This is a genomic window from Clostridioides sp. LIBA-7678, from assembly GCF_056716065.1.
This window is the reverse complement of record NZ_CP196987.1, coordinates 3703560-3721027: the sequence shown is the minus strand read 5'-3', so window position 1 is coordinate 3721027 and position 17468 is coordinate 3703560. Positions and strand designations below refer to the sequence as shown.

At 27.8% G+C, this 17468-nt stretch carries 15 protein-coding genes; 6 read left to right on the top strand and 9 right to left on the bottom strand.

The genetic code is table 11. From position 1 onward, the window contains the following. Positions 1-187 precede the first annotated feature (187 nt). Positions 188-934 carry a flavodoxin family protein gene (locus ACTG46_RS17220; RefSeq protein ID WP_479923288.1) on the top strand — a complete coding sequence of 249 codons (747 nt, stop codon included), beginning with the start codon at positions 188-190 and terminating at the stop codon, positions 932-934. Next, positions 915-2216 (top strand): lanthionine synthetase LanC family protein, encoded by a 1302-nt coding sequence (locus ACTG46_RS17215; RefSeq protein WP_479923287.1) that lies wholly within the window; start codon positions 915-917, stop codon positions 2214-2216. Before ACTG46_RS17220 ends, ACTG46_RS17215 begins: the two co-directional genes overlap by 20 nt. A gap of 602 nt (positions 2217-2818) precedes the next feature. Here the strand turns inward: ACTG46_RS17215 and ACTG46_RS17210 are convergent. Genes ACTG46_RS17210 through ACTG46_RS17200 form a run of 3 tightly spaced genes read right to left on the bottom strand, consistent with a single transcriptional unit; the run spans position 2819 to position 4530 of the window. Further along, positions 2819-3469 carry a flavodoxin family protein gene (locus ACTG46_RS17210; protein ID WP_479923286.1) on the bottom strand — a complete coding sequence of 217 codons (651 nt, stop codon included), beginning with the start codon at positions 3467-3469 and terminating at the stop codon, positions 2819-2821. Continuing rightward, a complete protein-coding gene (locus tag ACTG46_RS17205) occupies positions 3466-3969 on the bottom strand; it encodes a flavodoxin family protein (protein WP_479923285.1) in 504 nt (167 codons plus the stop codon). The genes ACTG46_RS17210 and ACTG46_RS17205 overlap by 4 nt, the downstream gene beginning before the upstream one ends. Positions 3970-4014: 45 nt before the next feature. Next, on the bottom strand, positions 4015-4530 hold the full coding sequence (locus ACTG46_RS17200; protein ID WP_054277607.1) for a PadR family transcriptional regulator: 516 nt from the start codon (positions 4528-4530) through the stop codon (positions 4015-4017). 486 nt (positions 4531-5016) lie between these two features. Between ACTG46_RS17200 and ACTG46_RS17195 the strand changes: the two genes are divergently transcribed. Beyond that, positions 5017-5478, top strand: a complete 462-nt coding sequence (locus ACTG46_RS17195; protein WP_054277013.1) for a MarR family winged helix-turn-helix transcriptional regulator — start codon at positions 5017-5019, stop codon at positions 5476-5478. Beyond that, entirely contained in the window at positions 5462-6865 is a 1404-nt protein-coding gene (locus ACTG46_RS17190; protein WP_054277012.1) for an MATE family efflux transporter, read from the top strand. The genes ACTG46_RS17195 and ACTG46_RS17190 overlap by 17 nt, the downstream gene beginning before the upstream one ends. A gap of 221 nt (positions 6866-7086) precedes the next feature. Here ACTG46_RS17190 and ACTG46_RS17185 read toward each other — a convergent pair whose 3' ends face one another. Next, entirely contained in the window at positions 7087-7680 is a 594-nt protein-coding gene (locus ACTG46_RS17185) for a nitroreductase family protein (protein WP_479923284.1), read from the bottom strand. A gap of 698 nt (positions 7681-8378) precedes the next feature. Here ACTG46_RS17185 and ACTG46_RS17180 point away from each other — a divergent pair. Next, positions 8379-9029 (top strand): YidC/Oxa1 family membrane protein insertase, encoded by a 651-nt coding sequence (locus ACTG46_RS17180; protein WP_407814933.1) that lies wholly within the window; start codon positions 8379-8381, stop codon positions 9027-9029. Positions 9030-9386: 357 nt separating this feature from the next. Here ACTG46_RS17180 and ACTG46_RS17175 read toward each other — a convergent pair whose 3' ends face one another. The 5 genes from ACTG46_RS17175 to ACTG46_RS17155 all read right to left on the bottom strand — a co-directional run bounded on the left by ACTG46_RS17175 (position 9387) and on the right by ACTG46_RS17155 (position 16013). Next, positions 9387-10637 (bottom strand): MFS transporter, encoded by a 1251-nt coding sequence (locus tag ACTG46_RS17175; RefSeq protein WP_479923283.1) that lies wholly within the window; start codon positions 10635-10637, stop codon positions 9387-9389. An 85-nt stretch (positions 10638-10722) separates the two neighbouring features. Beyond that, positions 10723-11469 carry a MerR family transcriptional regulator gene (locus tag ACTG46_RS17170; RefSeq protein WP_167640627.1) on the bottom strand — a complete coding sequence of 249 codons (747 nt, stop codon included), beginning with the start codon at positions 11467-11469 and terminating at the stop codon, positions 10723-10725. Positions 11470-11564: 95 nt separating this feature from the next. Continuing rightward, complete coding sequence (locus ACTG46_RS17165) at positions 11565-12587, bottom strand: serine hydrolase domain-containing protein (protein ID WP_231301589.1); 1023 nt, start codon at positions 12585-12587, stop codon at positions 11565-11567. Next, positions 12587-15007: an excinuclease ABC subunit UvrA gene (locus ACTG46_RS17160; protein ID WP_479923282.1), complete on the bottom strand. Its 2421-nt coding sequence runs from the start codon at positions 15005-15007 to the stop codon at positions 12587-12589. The genes ACTG46_RS17165 and ACTG46_RS17160 overlap by 1 nt, the downstream gene beginning before the upstream one ends. Before the next feature lie 85 nt (positions 15008-15092). Continuing rightward, entirely contained in the window at positions 15093-16013 is a 921-nt protein-coding gene (locus tag ACTG46_RS17155) for an AraC family transcriptional regulator (RefSeq protein ID WP_479923281.1), read from the bottom strand. Between the two features lie 525 nt (positions 16014-16538). Between ACTG46_RS17155 and ACTG46_RS17150 the strand changes: the two genes are divergently transcribed. After that, the gene (locus tag ACTG46_RS17150) at positions 16539-17441 is read left to right on the top strand and encodes a conserved phage C-terminal domain-containing protein (protein WP_054270771.1); all 903 of its coding nucleotides are present in this window, start codon (positions 16539-16541) and stop codon (positions 17439-17441) included. The last annotated feature ends 27 nt before the right edge of the window (positions 17442-17468 follow it).

The following is a 17468-nucleotide window of genomic DNA, read 5'->3' as shown; positions in this document are numbered from 1 at the left end:
CAGTGAAAAATAAATAATTCTATATTTAAATTTAAAAGTATTGTATAAGAAATTAGTTTATAGATGATTTTAATAATATATTATACTTTATTAAAATTTACATTAAATATACAAGAAATTATTAATTTTTTATTGAATTAAAAAAGTTAGATATACTAAATTTTTCATTGAAAAATTTTAATGTGAGGTGTTTATTATTAAAAAGAATATTGTAGCAATTACTGGCTCAAATAATGCTAATTCCAAGACAAAGAAAGTTACAGATAAAATACTTGATGAACTTATAAAACTTAATTCAGGGTATGAATATAAGAATATTTTATTAGGTGATTTTGATATTAAGTACTGTATTGGATGCCAAAAATGTTTTAAAAATGGATTTTGTGAAATGGATAACTTTGATAATTTTACTTTTATTCGTGAAGATATGAAAAATGCAGATATTATAATTTTTACTTCTCCTGTATATGTTGATAGTGTATCTGGAATAATGAAAACATTTTTAGATAGATTATCGTATCAGTGTCATATTTTAAGTCTTTCAGGAAAATTAGGTTTTACTTTAGCAGTTGGAGATCAAGGTGGAACAGAAAAAGTTAATGAGCATTTAGATAGTATGCTTAAACACTTAGGAGTTAAGGTATTATCGAGCTATAGTTTTTTAAATATAAATGATTCAATTTATGAAAAAACATCTTTGATAGCGAAGGATATATTAAAGAAGATACAAGAAAATTATGGATATTCTAATTATTATCTAGAGCGATTGTTTAAAGCTTATAAAGTAGAATATATATCCGAAGCCTATAAGAATAAAATATCAAAACATAATGAAATAAAATTTTGGAATCAAAATTGGATAAAAAAAACTGATTCATTTCAAGAATTCGCTATAAAAAAAAGGAGTATAGATCATGATTTTACAGAAAAGTAAGATTGAACTAGAAAATGAGTATTTTGAGAAAATTAAATACATTATTGAATGGTATATGTTGTCTATAAAAGAAGAGTATCTAAATGATTATATACCACCATTTAGATATGAAGATTATTTAATTACAATTTCAGAGTTTTTGCCATTGATAAATAATGATAGTAGAGAAGAATATATAGAAATGGGATATAGTTTAGCAAAAGGGATAAAACATAAATTAGAATATGAATTTGAAAATTATAAAAATCCTTATATGTATTCTGATTTGGGATATATGGCTTTCTCAGTATATTTATTTAATAAAAAAACTGGGATTTTAGAGAAGTTTTTATACTCACTAAATAATTTATTGCTAAATGAATGTTATAAAAAAGTTATAGTTCTAACAAGTAATAATATATTTGATGTAAATACAAAAAATACTGATTATGATTCAATATATGGAGTATCAGGAGTATTAAACTATCTTTTAGAATTTAAATGGAGAGATGAAGATCTTTTTAAGATAATAAAACTTGGGGAATATCTTATGTCGCTTTGTCTTGAATATGAATATAAAGGATATATGGTTCCAAGATTTCATATTAAACCTGAAAATTTAATAAATGAAAAGTATAAATATATATTCCCGGAAGGAAGTTTAGATTTTGGTATGGCTCATGGTATGTTAGCGCCTTTGATTTCAATAACAAAATTGAAAAGTAAGGTTGAAAATATAAGAGAAATTGATAAGGCTATAGATAAAATTTTCAACTTATATGATGTATTTTTAAATAAAGATGATGGGTATTATAAATGGCCATCACAATTATCTATTGAAGACTATTTAAAAGAAGAAAGTAATTACAATTCTTTTACAATGTCAAGATGGTGTTATGGAGGGATTAGCATAGCTAAGGGATTGAGAAACGCTTCCTTAAACTTAAAAAATGATAAATTAGTCAAGAAATATGATAACATATTAAAGAATTTATTGACATATAAATATGAGGAATATTATTTAACTACACCTATTCTATGTCATGGTCACAGTAGTATTTTATCTGTAATGACATTAATATATAAAGAAACTAATGATAAAGATTATTTGCATAATCTTAATATGACCCTGAAAGAAATATTTCAATTATTTGAACCATCATTAAAGTATGGTTTTAAAACATTGGATGATTCAATAATAGATAGTACTTCGTTTTTGGAAGGAACAACTGGGATAATCTTATCATTAATGTCTATATTGAATAAAGAATCTGATTATGAGAAATTATTGTTTTTATCTTAAATTAAAAAATTATTTTTAAATTTAGTATAGAAGATATAAAATTAAAAGTTATATCTTTTATACTAAATTAGTTTATCAAAATATGTGTGAAACAGAAGGTTCTAATGTTTTTGGATATAGTTGTCTTATACTATATTTTTTCAATATTGATTTATAAAGTTAAAAGATTACTAAGAATCTATATTAGAGCAAAGTGTAGTAATCTTTATATAAGTCAGTAAATATAATATAAGGATTTTGTTTTCGCACATAAAAATAAAAATTCATAACAAAGCATTGGAATATTAATCATGTTCAAATATATATTATGAGGAGATAAAATTATAAAAGCTCCATGAAAAAATATTAGAACAACAGATATAAGAAAAGAACTTGTAAGCTAGGGGAAATTTCTAAGTTTAAAATAAAGCGTTCAATTTATTTGTATAGAATAATTAAAAATTTACTTATTAAGATAAGTAAAAAATAACTGTCACATAAAAAAATTAATTTACTCATATGACGGTCATTTTTGATATTATATTTTTGTTTTTTATTTGAAAAATTCAAACTAAAAATATTATTTTCATAATCTAAATAAAATTTATTTTAATATTAATTCTTTATTTCTTTAGTATATCATTCTTAGTTAAGCCATTTGATTTAGCTTGAGGATTCCATTGATAATTACCCATAAATTTATATAGAAATCTAGGAAAATTAGGTGAAATAAAAATATTATTTTTATCAGGATTATCAAGATTTATATTGTCATTAAGTATATTTCTTGATAATTCTTTTAGTGTAATGCCTAATTTTTTCTTAGGGCCTTTATCCAAAGGTATAGAAGTCAGTGAACCAAACATCTCTCCAGCACCAATTCCAACACCTTGAACCCATATAAAATTGACCTTTTTACACCAATGTTCTACCATCTGAATTGCCAAATGATTATGTTTACCCTCATAGAATCCACAGTTAACAATTGCATACACTGGGATAGGATTTTTATTTTGTGTTTTTAAAAACTTTTCACACTCCTCTAAAAAGTGAACTAAATGAGATGGAATGCCATCTACATAAAGAGGAAATGCAATTACCAATCTATCACAATTAAGTATAGAATTAAGAGCATCAGGATATTTAGAAGGATTATCTACTTTAAATGTAAAAACTTTATTATCCTTTTGAATAAGTTGTTCTACTTCAGATAAAAAATATTGTGAATTATTTTTATTTACTTTTGGACTACCATTTATCATTGTTATATTCATATAGATTCACCTCTTATATCTTGTATATTTTCATAAAAACAAACAGAGTGTTCTTTCATATTAAAATTTATAGAATTTCCACGTACTAATTTGGTAGCAGTATCTTTTTCAGCTTCTGTAATGTGATTTCCATAGAAGATGGCTTTTAAATTTATCTGTTTGCTATATCTACTTTTATGACGCATCATATTATCTTTCATTACAAAGTATGGTAGGATATAGCTAATACTTTTATCAAGTATGTTTTTTACAAAAGGGCTGAATCCTCCATAACAACATCTGCTTATTATAACAAGCTCATCAGATTCATTTATAAGTTTACCCATATTGCTATAATAATCTTTTACAACACATTCAGTAGGTGTTTTAATCCAACAGCCAAAACAGCCAATACACTTGTGAATCTCCTTTGTGTTTGGAAGTATTTTTATATCGTCATCAAATTTAGGTGATAGTTTATCTAATTCTTCTTCAGTTAAATCATGTATTAAAAGTCTCATAAGTTTCATCTCCTTTTATGTATGCTTATTTCTAAAAATTATATCTTACAAATTTTTTAGTAAATCTTTACACCAGTTAATTACAAAATTATAATAGTCAACTCCATAAACCATTGTGGAATACATGTATGCATATTGTTCAATACAATGATTTTTTTCTGCATCAATTTTTTGTTTATTTAGTTTATCTGAGAGTGATTCAACCTCAGCTATAAATAGTTTTAAATTTGTTTCAATTATTTCTTTAGGTAGATACTTGTAAAAGAATATATTAACAAGATGGTCTTGCTTTGTTTTAGAAAATTTTATCGGTTTTTTTAGCCATTCAAGAAAGTATTCTTTACCTGCATCAGTTATAGAATATATTTTTTTTAATTTGCTACCATCAATAGCTTCATGACAGTGGATATATCCCTTTGTTTCTAATCTTTTAAGTGCTGGATAGATACTGCCAAAACTAGCATCAAAAAAGTATGATGTACTATGTGACATCCATTGCTTTAAGTCGTACCCACTTAATTTTTCTTCCATTAAGAATCCTAAAATAATGTATTCTAACATATTGCCTCCTAATATCAATTAGATATATATCGATTCGATATAAATATTATTACAGATAATAAATATTGTGTCAATATGATTTTTAAAATAAACTTAAAAGGAATTAGGAATTAGGAATTAGGAATTAGGAATTAGGAATTAGGAATTAGGAATTAGGAATTAGGAATTAGGAATTAGGAATTAGGAATTAGGAATTAGGAATTAGGAATTAGGAATTAGGAATTAGGAATTAGGAATTAGGAATTAGGAATTAGGAATTATTTATGTAAATAGATTAATATAAAAAGTAATTAAACATTAGTGAAAAATTAAAGATAGTTAAATTAAAGTAATGGTCTAATATATGAAATTTATAGTGACTTTATAATTTAAAGATAAACTTGGGTGCTATTGACAAAGAATAAAATTAGCAGTAAAATAATTGCATGAGCAAATAGATTATTGCGTACGCAAGAATCAGCGACAAATAATAAATAAGGAGAGAATATGAGAGAGCTATTAAAATGGGTTTCCATTATAAATAGATATAATACAAATTATATTGACAGGAAATTGGCGGACATTGGAATCAATAATAGCCAATATTTTTATGTGTTACACATATGTAATAATCCAGGTATTACACAAGATACTATATTTGAAAAAATCCTTGTAAATCCTAGTAATATAACAAGAGCTTTGGCAAATTTAGAAAAAGAGGGATTTATCACTAGAAAACCAAGTGTAAAGGATAAAAGAACATGGCATTTATACCCTACAGAGAAATCTTTAGAATGTTATGATGAAATATTAAAAATAACAAATGGATATGTAGAAGAATTGTTGAGTTCATTTGAAAAAGAAGAGAAAGAGTTGTTTATATCAATGTTAGAAAAAGTTGCATTTTTAGCTATTGATATGAATGAAGAAGCAAAATTGGAGGCGAAGGAAATTGGAAGAAAACTATAAAGAACCATTGGAATATGATAAAGTTTCAAAATTATTAACTAAGTATGCAATTCCTAGTATTATAGCAATGTTAGTAAGTGCCTTATATAACATTGTTGACCAAATATTTATTGGGCAAGGTGTTGGGGTATTAGGTAACGCTGCTACAAATGTTACTTTCCCATTAACTACAATATGTACAGCAATTGCCTTATTATTAGGTATTGGAGGCGCATCTAAATGCTCATTAGAATTAGGAGCTAAAAACTCAGAAAAGGCTACAAAAGCAGCAGGAAATTCAATCTGTTTGATGGCTATTTTTGGAGTAAGTTTGTTTATAATAGTATCAATATTTTTGACACCATTATTAAAATTCTTTGGCTCTACACCAGAAATACTACCTTATGCACACACATACACAAAAATTACATCAATCGGATTACCATTTCTTATAATGTCCACTGGAATGAGTAAGTTGATACTTGCAGATGGAAGACCAAAAGCTTCTATGTTTTGTATGTTAGTAGGAGCAGTCATTAATACAATCTTAAATCCATTATTTATATTTGTTTTTAATATGGGTATTGCTGGGTCTGCTTTAGCAACTGTCATTGGGCAGTTTATATCTTTTGCAATAAGTATTTATTATATAAAGAACTTTCAACATATCAAATTACATAAGAAAAGTTTTAAATTAGAGAGTATAATTTATAAACATATATTTGCACTAGGTTCAAGTTCATGTTTTAATCAATTAGCAATGACTGTAACACAGATAGTTATGAACAATACATTGGCATACTATGGAGCTAGGTCAGTTTATGGAAGTGAGATTCCACTTGCTTGTGTTGGTATTATTATTAAAGTAAATATGATTTTTATATCTATAATTATAGGTATAGCACAAGGTATGCAACCTATTATAGGATATAATTATGGAGCTGAAAATTATAATCGTGTAAAAGAAGCATATAAGTTAGCAGTAGGAAGTGCAACTGTTATAGCTATTATTGCATTCTTATGCTTCCAACTATTCCCACGACAAATTACATCTATATTTGGTAATGGAAATGAGACTTATTTTATATTTGCAGAACATTATTTTAGGACTTTCTTGTTCTTAACATTTATAAATGGTGTTCAAATAATATCATCAACTTTCTTTACATCAATTGGGAAGTCAGTACTGGGACTTTTTACTTCTTTGACTCGTCAGATTCTATTCTTAATTCCATTGATAGTAATCTTACCAATGTTTATGGGAATTGATGGAGTAATGTTTGCAGGTCCAATAGCAGATGCTGCAGCGGCAATTGTATGTATATACTTTGCACTTCATGAAATGAAGTCATTAACTATAAAGCAAAATAAGATGATTGGTAATCATAAGGAGATTGTGGAAGTATAAGAGAATCTCTAAGAAATGTAATAAATTAAATTTTATTGATTAATACTAAAATAATATTCATGTATAATTTTAGAGGTGCATTTTCAGGAGCTACAGTGAGATTGCAGAGTATAGATACTTTATCTTACTTGAAAAGATTGTTTAAAAAACACTCAAATCTGCATAATAGCTAATGAAAATGCACTATTTATAATGCTTGTTTTTTTAATAAAACTAAAAACCTATCTCCATTCAGTTACATTACTCAATGGTAATCTAGGTCTCATTGATGGTTCTTCATCAGGATAACCTAAAGATATTGCAGCTACCAATTGATTACCTGTACCTAGCCACTCACATAATTCACGATATGCAAAGTATACATCACAAATCCAAAGACTACCTAGACCTAATTCTACAGCCATAAGTGACATGTTTTGAATGGCAGCTCCAATTGATTGTATGTTTGCCATTTCATAGAAGCGTTCTTCAGCAGATAAGCTTTCTAAAGGTGATTTACCTAATTTGTTTAAAATAAAGATTGTTACTGGAGCTTGTTCCATAATTTCAACTGTGTAATTTGCACCAGCTATATGTTGACGACTCTCTGGAAGAAGTCCATTGTCATCAATTTCATTTTGAATACCCTTACTCATGGCTTTAAGCATAGATTCTTTTTCATTTTCAGTGACAACAACAAAATGCCATGGTTGTCTGTTTTTAGATGAAGGTGCATTTATTCCAGCTTCAATTATTTTTTCTATGGTTTCATGTGAAATACTTTGATTTTTATATTTTCTAATACTGCGTCTTTTTGATATAGAATCACTTATCATCTTAAGTAACCTCCGTTTATTTTTTGGGAAAATACATTTGAGTTTTAGTTTCCATTTTTAATTATTTTAGCATTAATCAGGAAAAAAGTCATTAATCTTGGTATAGGGTTGTATTTGATATTATATTAAGGACTATATAGAAGAATAAACTATAAAAATTTAGTATTGTTTTGTGAATTATATAAAATTCTATAAAGCAGGAGCTTTGTGGTTTTAGTCATGAGAGGTTCAGATGTGTAAAAGAGTAACATATATGTTTTCTATTAAAAGTTACATATGAAAGTATTGGATACTTATAAATATAAAATATTGTGAATAAAATATGATAAATATAATAATCTACATGTTTACATTAGAGAATTTATATACTATAATTATTTAAAACTAAATATGAACACTGAAGAGGTGATGTAGTGAAATTAGATATGGATAGTATGATATATATACTAATTTATATGACATTATTGGTATCTATCATTGGAAGTATAATTTATTTTTGTAAAGACCTCTTAAATCATAGAATTACATATGTTTTAATAAGAAACATATTTGTAAATAGAAATACATACTCTGAAGAAAGATTGCCCAAACAGTATATCGTTTTTCAAAAATATGATATTTGGAGGTATTGTAGTCTATTTTAATTTGAAATGAATCTATTATAATTCTAAAGATTAAAAATAAAAGGAGATAATAAGATGGATTTCATTTCAAGTATATTACAAGGATTATTAAGTATATTATTTAACTTTACAGGAGATTTTGGGATTTCTATTGTACTTATAACTTTAATAGTGAAGTTAGTACTAATGCCACTGTCATTGAAACAAAGATTTTCTGTAAAAAAACAGCAAGAATTAGCAGAAAAAATGGAACATATAAAAGAAAAGTATAAGAATGATACTAAAGAATTGGAAAAGCAAATACAAGTAAATTCTATAGAAAGTATGAAGAGTATGCTGGGATGCCTTATAATTTTAGTGCAAATGCCAGTAGTATATGCGTTATATCATGTATGTCTAGATATGACAAAGGAATTTACAACAATTATAATTCCATGGATTGCTAATTTAGGTACATTTGATAATTTATTTATATTGCCTTGCATATATACATTAATTATGTTAGCTTCAAATTTGGTGAATTATATACCGTATTTTAAGGTGAATTCTCAAGTAAAGTTTAACAAGCAAATGGCTTTAGTGACTACTATAACAAGTCTTATATTGACTGCTAGAACTCCAGTAGCGATAGGTCTGTACTTTATAACAAGTGCAATTTACTCATTAATTGAAGATATTTGTTTTAGAATATATTTTAATCGAAAAAATAGAATAGTAGCAAAGTAATATAATTATTATTCTAGACATATTTTAGCCTGCTAACTTGAGATATAGTTAGCAGGCTATTTTTATTAGTAATACTATAATAATACTATTAAAAATAGTTGCAAAATAAATAAATTAATATAGACTAAAATAAAGTCTACAAAAAAGAAGCTAGATTTACATAACTGCTGATGATGAAGTTGAATCACTTACAATATTAAAAATAGTTATATAGATTTAATGGAATTAGATATTATGATTCCATATTTAAAATGAATTCTCAGCATGTAGAGTTTCACGTGAAATAGCTAAGATGATTATTAAGACAAGTATATAATTTTAGTTGAGCATTATATAGTATTATTATTTTAGTATAGATTACTTGGATTCTTTTGACTTAAATATTCCTTGATTATAAAACTGTTTTGAGTAGGGAATAGACAAGGCGAAAAATAAGAGCATAATACCTGCTATTATGATTAAATTATTAATAGATAGTATATCTGCCATTGGTCCAAAAACCATCATACCAAGGGGAATAAAGCCTGTATATATGATGATAGGTAAACTAAGAACTCGACCTTGCATTTGCGGTTCTACATGTTCTTGCAACATAGTCATAGCTGATGCTTGAATAATTGGAATAGAAAAATTGGTAAAAAACATAAATATAAAAAATTGCCAAGCGTGCGTTACAAGACCTAAAATAATTGAAAAAATAGCATAAGATAATATTGCTAAGAAAAATGTCTTATTTCTGTTTTTAAAGCCACCAAAGATTCCTATAACCAATCCACCTAAAACCATACCTAAAAACCCAATCATTTCAATAATAGACAGATACATATAACCCTTGCCAAATGTACGTTCAATCAATAGCCCTATAAGAAAACCTGATGGAACACAAAGAAGCATGAATGCACTATAAGTAAAAAGTATCTTTCTAATGAATTTATTTGAAAAGCAGTACTTTATTCCTGATACCATATCTGTAAAAAATGATACTTTTTCAACTTGCTTTGGTATGTTATGTTTAGGAATCTTGATAAATATCAATAACACAATAGCTATAATTGCAGTAAATATATCGATTAAAAGAATTTGATTTATTTTATTCCCAAAACTAAGGATTGTTGCAGCTACAATAGGAACTATAAATTGTACTATAGATTGTAGACTACCATTTATGCCATTAAAACGCATTAAATGTTCTTCTGGTACAAGTTGAGGAATCATTGCGCTTACAGCAGGTGTCTGCACACCACTTCCCAATGAACGTATAACAGATACTATTGCTATAGCTATCATTTCATTCTTTGTTCCAGTTGATGACATCATAAATAGTATTAGAACTACTGTAGAGATAGCAATTATTGAATCTGATACAATGATGAGTACTTTCCTATTGTAGTAGTCTGCCCATACACCAGCAAAAAAAGAAATTATCATTTGAGGGATAAAGGAACATACAGTTAAAATTGTTACCCATATTCCTGATGATGTTTGAAGGGTGACATACCATATAAGAGCCATTTGTACAAGCGATGAGCCAAATAGGGAAATATATTGACTTGCTAGAAAGGTAATTACTTTTTTCTTCCATGTAGAATTAGTATTTTTGTTTTCCATTCTATTCCTCCTTTGATTTGTGTGTTGAATTTTTCTCGCTCTTAAGGATAACACACAAATCAAAGTCTGGAGTTAGAGTGTAGGGTTAAGAAAATTGTTTTTTCATAATTTGAAGATGAGCTTTCATGGTTTTTGCATTATGTTCAGCTTCTTTCAATGAAGTTATCAACTTATCACATACTGATATAATTTCATCATCATCTTTTGGAGTATCGATGACAGTTTTAATATTAGTGTCTGGATTACAAGATAAAGCATTTAACATTCGTAAAATGGCTGAAAGAGAATAGTTCGCACAACGAAGAGAACTTATAATTTTAAGTCGTTTTATATCTTCATCAGTATATACACGATAACCATTTTGTTTTCTTTTTACTTTTAGTAAACCATTCATCTCCCAGTTTCTTAAAGTATCTATTGTAACTTTTAAGTGTTCTGCAGTTTCTTTTCTAGTTAGAAATAGTTTATCTGTTTCAGTAGTAGTTCCATTTAAAATTTGTGCGACTATGGTAAGAGCCTCCTCAGCATTGGATTTTTCTATTTCTAACTGTTGCAAGTATTGGTCTACAAGACAGATAGCTTTGTCAAAGTCTCTATTTGCTGATGTTTTGATAATCTCAAGGGCGTTTTTTCTCAACCCTCTTTGCATAACTTCAATTTTTAAGGCTGTGCGAGCAAATCTAAATTGTTCTATATGAAAATCATTAAAGATACGATATCCATTGGTATTACGTTTAGGTCTAGGTATTAAGTTGAGTTCTTCATATAAACGAACTGTATTAGGATGTACACCAATTAAATCTGCTATTTCTGATGTTGTGTAAGTGTTCATTAGTATTCAACTCCTTTATGTATGTAGTATCAATCATAATATCACTAAACTAAAGTCTGGTGTTATAGTGGAGGGTTTTGCTATCTGTAGTATAGTTAATCTATTATAGCAGTAAGTATATGTTTTTGAATAAGTTCCCATCTATCACGTGGTTTAAAAACTATCTTAGATGGTATGGCTATGACTAAGTCATATTGTGGAATACAACAGATAGCATTTCCTCCAGCCCCCATTGCTGAATACCATAAAACTCCGTCTTTTTCACATAACCACCATAGATAACCATACTCATTAGTATTCATTTTGACTGATTCTTCAATCCATGATTTAGATATAATACTTTTATTATTCCAAATACCATTATTTAAATACAGAAAACCAAATCGTAACATATCTCTAGCACTCAATGTAAGCCCCCAGCCACCTGTAGAATTACCTTGCCTATCTTTTGACCAACCCTTAAGGTTTTTCCCAAATAAATCTTCAAAACCGAAATCATTCATATCATAATCTGGTATCACTTTCATACCAATAGGTTTAAATAAGTGTTCATTAGCAAATTCACGAGCAGATTTACCAGTAGTCTTCGTGATAATAGCTGAGAGTAGGTGAGTTCCAGCAGAAGAATATTTGAAAGTCCCAATGTCACCTTTTTGACCAAGTTGATTAAGGATATACTTTATCCAATCCTTCTGTTTACAAAGTCTCTCTAATGACTCAGTCATATTTTTAAAAGGGTATGGTGCAGTCATTGTAAGTAAATGGCGTATAGTTACTGCCTTTTTACATATTTCAGAAGGACTACAAATGTATTCAGGGAAAAAATCAACAACTTTTTGGTCAATATCTTTTATATAGCCTTTATCTATTGCAATACCAATTAAAGCAGATATAATACTTTTTGTAACTGAGGCAACATGAAAAGTATCATCAACATTATAACCATTGTAATATTTTTCAAATACTATATTTCCTTTCCTTGAAATAATTATCCCATTTATATTACTGTATTGCGAGATTATTAAAGGTTCAAGTTGTGAGAGTTTTTTTGAACTCATACCAACGATTGAAGGGTCTACATTTTCAAATGTTAAATCTAAGCAGTTGTTTTTATTCATTATAGATACCTTCCTGTTATAGATTTTGGATTTTCTTTTAGAGAGTTAGGAGAGCCTTCTGCAATTATATAGCCTCCCTTATCGCCACCTTCTGGACCAAGTTCAACAATCCAGTCACACACTTTTAAAACATCTATGTCATGTTCAACAACGATTACAGAGTTTCCATTTGCCACTAACTCGTCCAATAGTTTTATTAATTTAGCAGTATCATATAGACTTAGACCAGTAGTTGGTTCATCCAACACATAAAGGATATTACCAGTTCGTTTTTTACCAATTTCTTTTGCAAGCTTGATTCTTTGAGACTCACCTCCACTTAAAGTAGGAGTAGGCTGACCCAGTTTTATATATCCCATACCTATTTGTTCTAGTACATTTAAGTGTGAAACAATATTTGGAATATCTCCAAAGAAATTTACAGATTCAGATACACTCATATTTAAAATATCATGAATATTTTTATTTTTATATTTAATAGATAAAGATTCGTCATTAAATCTCTTTCCATGACATTCATTACATATATGGTCTATACTCAAGTTACTACCCAGCCATACTTTTTCATATCCACTGCCACTACATTTAGGACAAGCTCCTTTAGAATTAAATGAAAAATGGCCAGCTGTAAATCCTTGAGCTATTGATTCTGGCTGATTTGCAAATAATGTACGTATCTTATCCCATATACCAATATAAGATGCAGGGGTTGAATTCATATTCTTGCCAATAGGGGACTGAGATATCTCTGAATATCCAGAAATATACTTAGTGCCTATCAATCTGTCAGCTATAGTTTCAACAAGTGTATAATCATCTTCATCGCTTATTTCACTATCTGTGCTACTTGTTTGACTATTGATATTGTGGTTATTAAAGTAACTTCTAAGAAGAGGAAGTAGGGTGTCTGACACAATAGAACTTTTTCCACTGCCTGATTTACCAGATATTCCAACCATGGCACCCAAAGGTAATGATACTGTTACATTTTTAAGGTTATTTGTATTTGCATTTTGGATAGTTATACAAGGTATTTTATCAATATTCGTAATATTTTTAGAGGTCAATCTATTAGGCATTGAGTATTTTCCTGATAAATATTGTCCAGTGAGAGATTTATCTGATTGAAGTAGACCTTCTAAATCTCCTTGATACACAAGTTGCCCACCTTCAATACCAGCCTTTGGTCCAATATCAATAATATGCTCTGCCATTTCAATTGTATTTTTGTCATGTTCAACTACTATGACTGTATTACCTAAGTCTTTAAGTTTTTTGATGGATTTCAAGATGTCTATTTTTTCTGATTCATGTAATCCAGCAGTTGGTTCATCAAGCACATAAATTAATGAATCCATCTCTGAATCAAGGTGTGAATTTAAAAATAGTCTTTGTATCTCTCCACCACTCAAAGTTGACATTTCTCTGTATAAGGATAAATGGCCTAATCGTGATTCTATTAGGTGGCTAGTTTTGGTCAAAATATCATTTATAAGGTTTGTACCAAATGTATTTAAATTCTCTTGATTCAATAAAGTTTTAAGAAACTCATCAATTTCCAAAATAGTCATTTTTCCAAGCTCACCGATATGTTTTCCATTTAAGAGTACTCCACGTGCTTCTTCACCAATCTTAAAACCATGACAATCCAAACAAATAGTCATAGTATAAATTCCATTTAAATCTTCACCTCTTTTGTAACGGTTGTGAAATAATTTGGATAAAGAGGAACTTTTTTTACCATTTTCATAATGACCATAGAGTACTTCATTTTTTACTTCCTCAGGTAATTGTAAGAATTGTATTTCTAAGTAATCTTTGAATTTTTTAGATAATACTCTCAAATATCCTGGTGTAATTTTTGCTCTATTCAAGACTTGTTTTAGGGTATCATGTTTATCTAAGACTAGCTTTTCAATATTAATCTCAAAATATGCTCCATGTCCAGAACATTTCATACACATTCCGTCTGAAGAATTGTACGAAAAATAACTTGGTCTCAATCGTTCCTCTTTATGACCACAATTATTACAAACTAGATTAGTGCCTACAGGAGTATTACACATCGTACACATTATCTGTCCTTCTGTTGAGTACAATAGCATAAGCATATTAAGGATATTGGTTCTTGTGCCTACTGTTGAACGAGGATTACTTTGACGAATAATATTTTGTTGGACGGCTATTGTAGGAGCTAAACCTTGAATATTATCAAATTTATCTTCCTTATCAATACCTGAAAGTATGCCTAAAGATTGCAGATATTGTTTACGCCCCTCTTCAAATACAATGTCAAACATAAGGCTGGATTTACCTGAGCCACTGACACCTGTTGCAACAACAAGTTTGTCTTTTGGGATAGAAACATCTATATTTTTAAGATTGTGTATCTTAGCTCCATTAATTTTTATTTCTTTCATTGGTTCACCTCATTTTATCAATCTTATCAAAACATAATATAGGGATGTTTGAATCCTTAGTACAAGAATAATTTAGAGTAGGTTATTAAAAAGGTTCTATAGGTAAATATATATCAACTAAGTGCCTATTTTGAGGGTGATTGTTTGGGTTATTAAGATATACTTCAAAAGGAAATGATGAATGTAACTTGTAATTGCCATTTGATAGCCATTCATTATACATAAAATCCCAAGCATCACTGTATTCATGTTTTGAAATATCGAAATGTCCCACAAGATACTTTCCAGAAGGTATTATCATATTACCAATATTATCATTTTCTTTGACAATCTTGTTGTCTGGAATTGTCATACAAATACTAGTTCTTAATTGATGTTCCTGTGTAAATTGTGGATTATCATGATATATAGCTAATATTTTTGTATTATCAAGTTCAATTAGATTCTGCTCACTTACATATGTAAAGAGCTTTTCTAAGAGTTTTGGGAAAGTACTGGTTAGATTACCATATGAACCAGTATATCTAGTATAAACAGTATTCATATCATCAAGTTCTAGAATTTCAATTTCACCCTTAACCTCTCTAGTATTCTTGCATTTAGGTTTTGATATGCTTCTATTGTACTGAGAAATTTTATATGGTTCTTTGCAATTCTTGCTATAATTATTTCTATATTTTATAGGGCTTATTTTATAATAATTTTTAAATGCTCTAGAAAAAATTGCAGAATCAGTAAAACCAAAGTAGTGTGCAATATCAGTAATTGTCATATCAGTACGATGAATAAGAAAAGCTGTTGCATTTTCTAGTTTTAGTCTATTTACATACTGAGATAAAGTTTCTTTTTCTATAGCTTTGAAAATTCTATGAAAATGAAACTTTGAAAAACCTGCTATATTGGAAAGTTCATCGAGAGAAAGTGGTTCATGTAGATGTTCTTCTATATAGTCTTGTACTTTGCAAATACGATTTAGATATTCTGTTTTACTTTTTGAGCTTGTCATAAATATCCCTCCTCATTGTGTAAACTGTATATATTAACTAAGTGATAGTAATAATATTTTATATATTTGTAATTTATGGAAAATAAGGTGGTATCCAATTTTTTTATAATTAATAAAAAGTATAAGATGTCTTATATTTGTCTTTGTATATATCAGTATGATATTCGTAATAATTAGTATACCATAGTGATTTATTTTTGATTGTGTATTTATATAAATACATAACTTATTATATGGGATAGTTATCAGGTGAATAAGAATTGAAGGTAGTTAAGGTAGAGTAGTTTAATATATAGTACAAAAGCATAGAGGATATAAAATAATATTAAAAAATTACATACTAAATTTAATAAAATTTTTATATTAAAAATAATATTAAATTTATTGTTTAAATAAAAAAGTTAAATCTACACCATTAACTTATTATACTTAAAACTTTAAAATAAAAATAATCATCTAATAAGTTATTTACAAATCTAAATACTTTTATAAATGATTATTTATTTAAAATGGAGGAGTGAGAATATGAGTAACAGTTTTTATCAATTAAATTCAGCAGTATTATATTTTAATGAACGAAGTGATGTAAATAGAATAAGATTTAATCATTATGTAATGAGAAAGGAAAATATACAAAGATTAAAAAAGACTTTGCCAAGAGGACAATTTATGATGACAGTAAGAAAAGCTGCATCAGACCTTGATGTATCCATATCTACAATAAGTAGACTTGTAAATGAGTTTATAGATTTAGGTATATTGAGACTAATAAGTAGAGGAGTAAAGGGAAATTGTTGTTCTGTATATAGTTATGTTTGTTCTGAAGATAGTAATACAGAGGTTGTAACGAAAAATAGTGATATTTTCACAAATATAGAGAAATATATTAATGGAACTATTAACAATAATCAAAAATCAATGAAATATAAGCATAGAGATGGGTTGTTCAAGCACAATAATACCAACACATATGGCTGTATAGATGAAGAGAGTATAGATGAAGATTATGAGTGGGTAATTGATACAGGATGTGAAACAGAAAATGAGACAAAGAAAAAAGAGTTATTAAAAAACAATTTAAATAAAAAGAATTTAAATAAAAATGCACCTGAAGAATCAACTTACCAAGCTTTAGAAAGTATTCATGAAGTTATTATAAGAAAACTAAATAATGAATCAGGAAAAAATTTTAAAGTTGATTTAGGTATAACTAAGGAGATTATAGATGAAAGATTAAAAGAAGGGCATTGTTTAGAAGATTTTTATAAGGTTATAGAGTCAAAAGTAAAAAGATGGAGATATACATCTATGGAGATGTATATAGAGCCAGCAATTTTGTTTGGATGTGACTTTGAGTCGTATTTAAGTGAAGGAAGTTCTTTAAGACCTTGTAATTATGGAGATAGATGTGAGGATATGTATGAGTAACTGTAGAGAGATATTTATTAAGAGGTT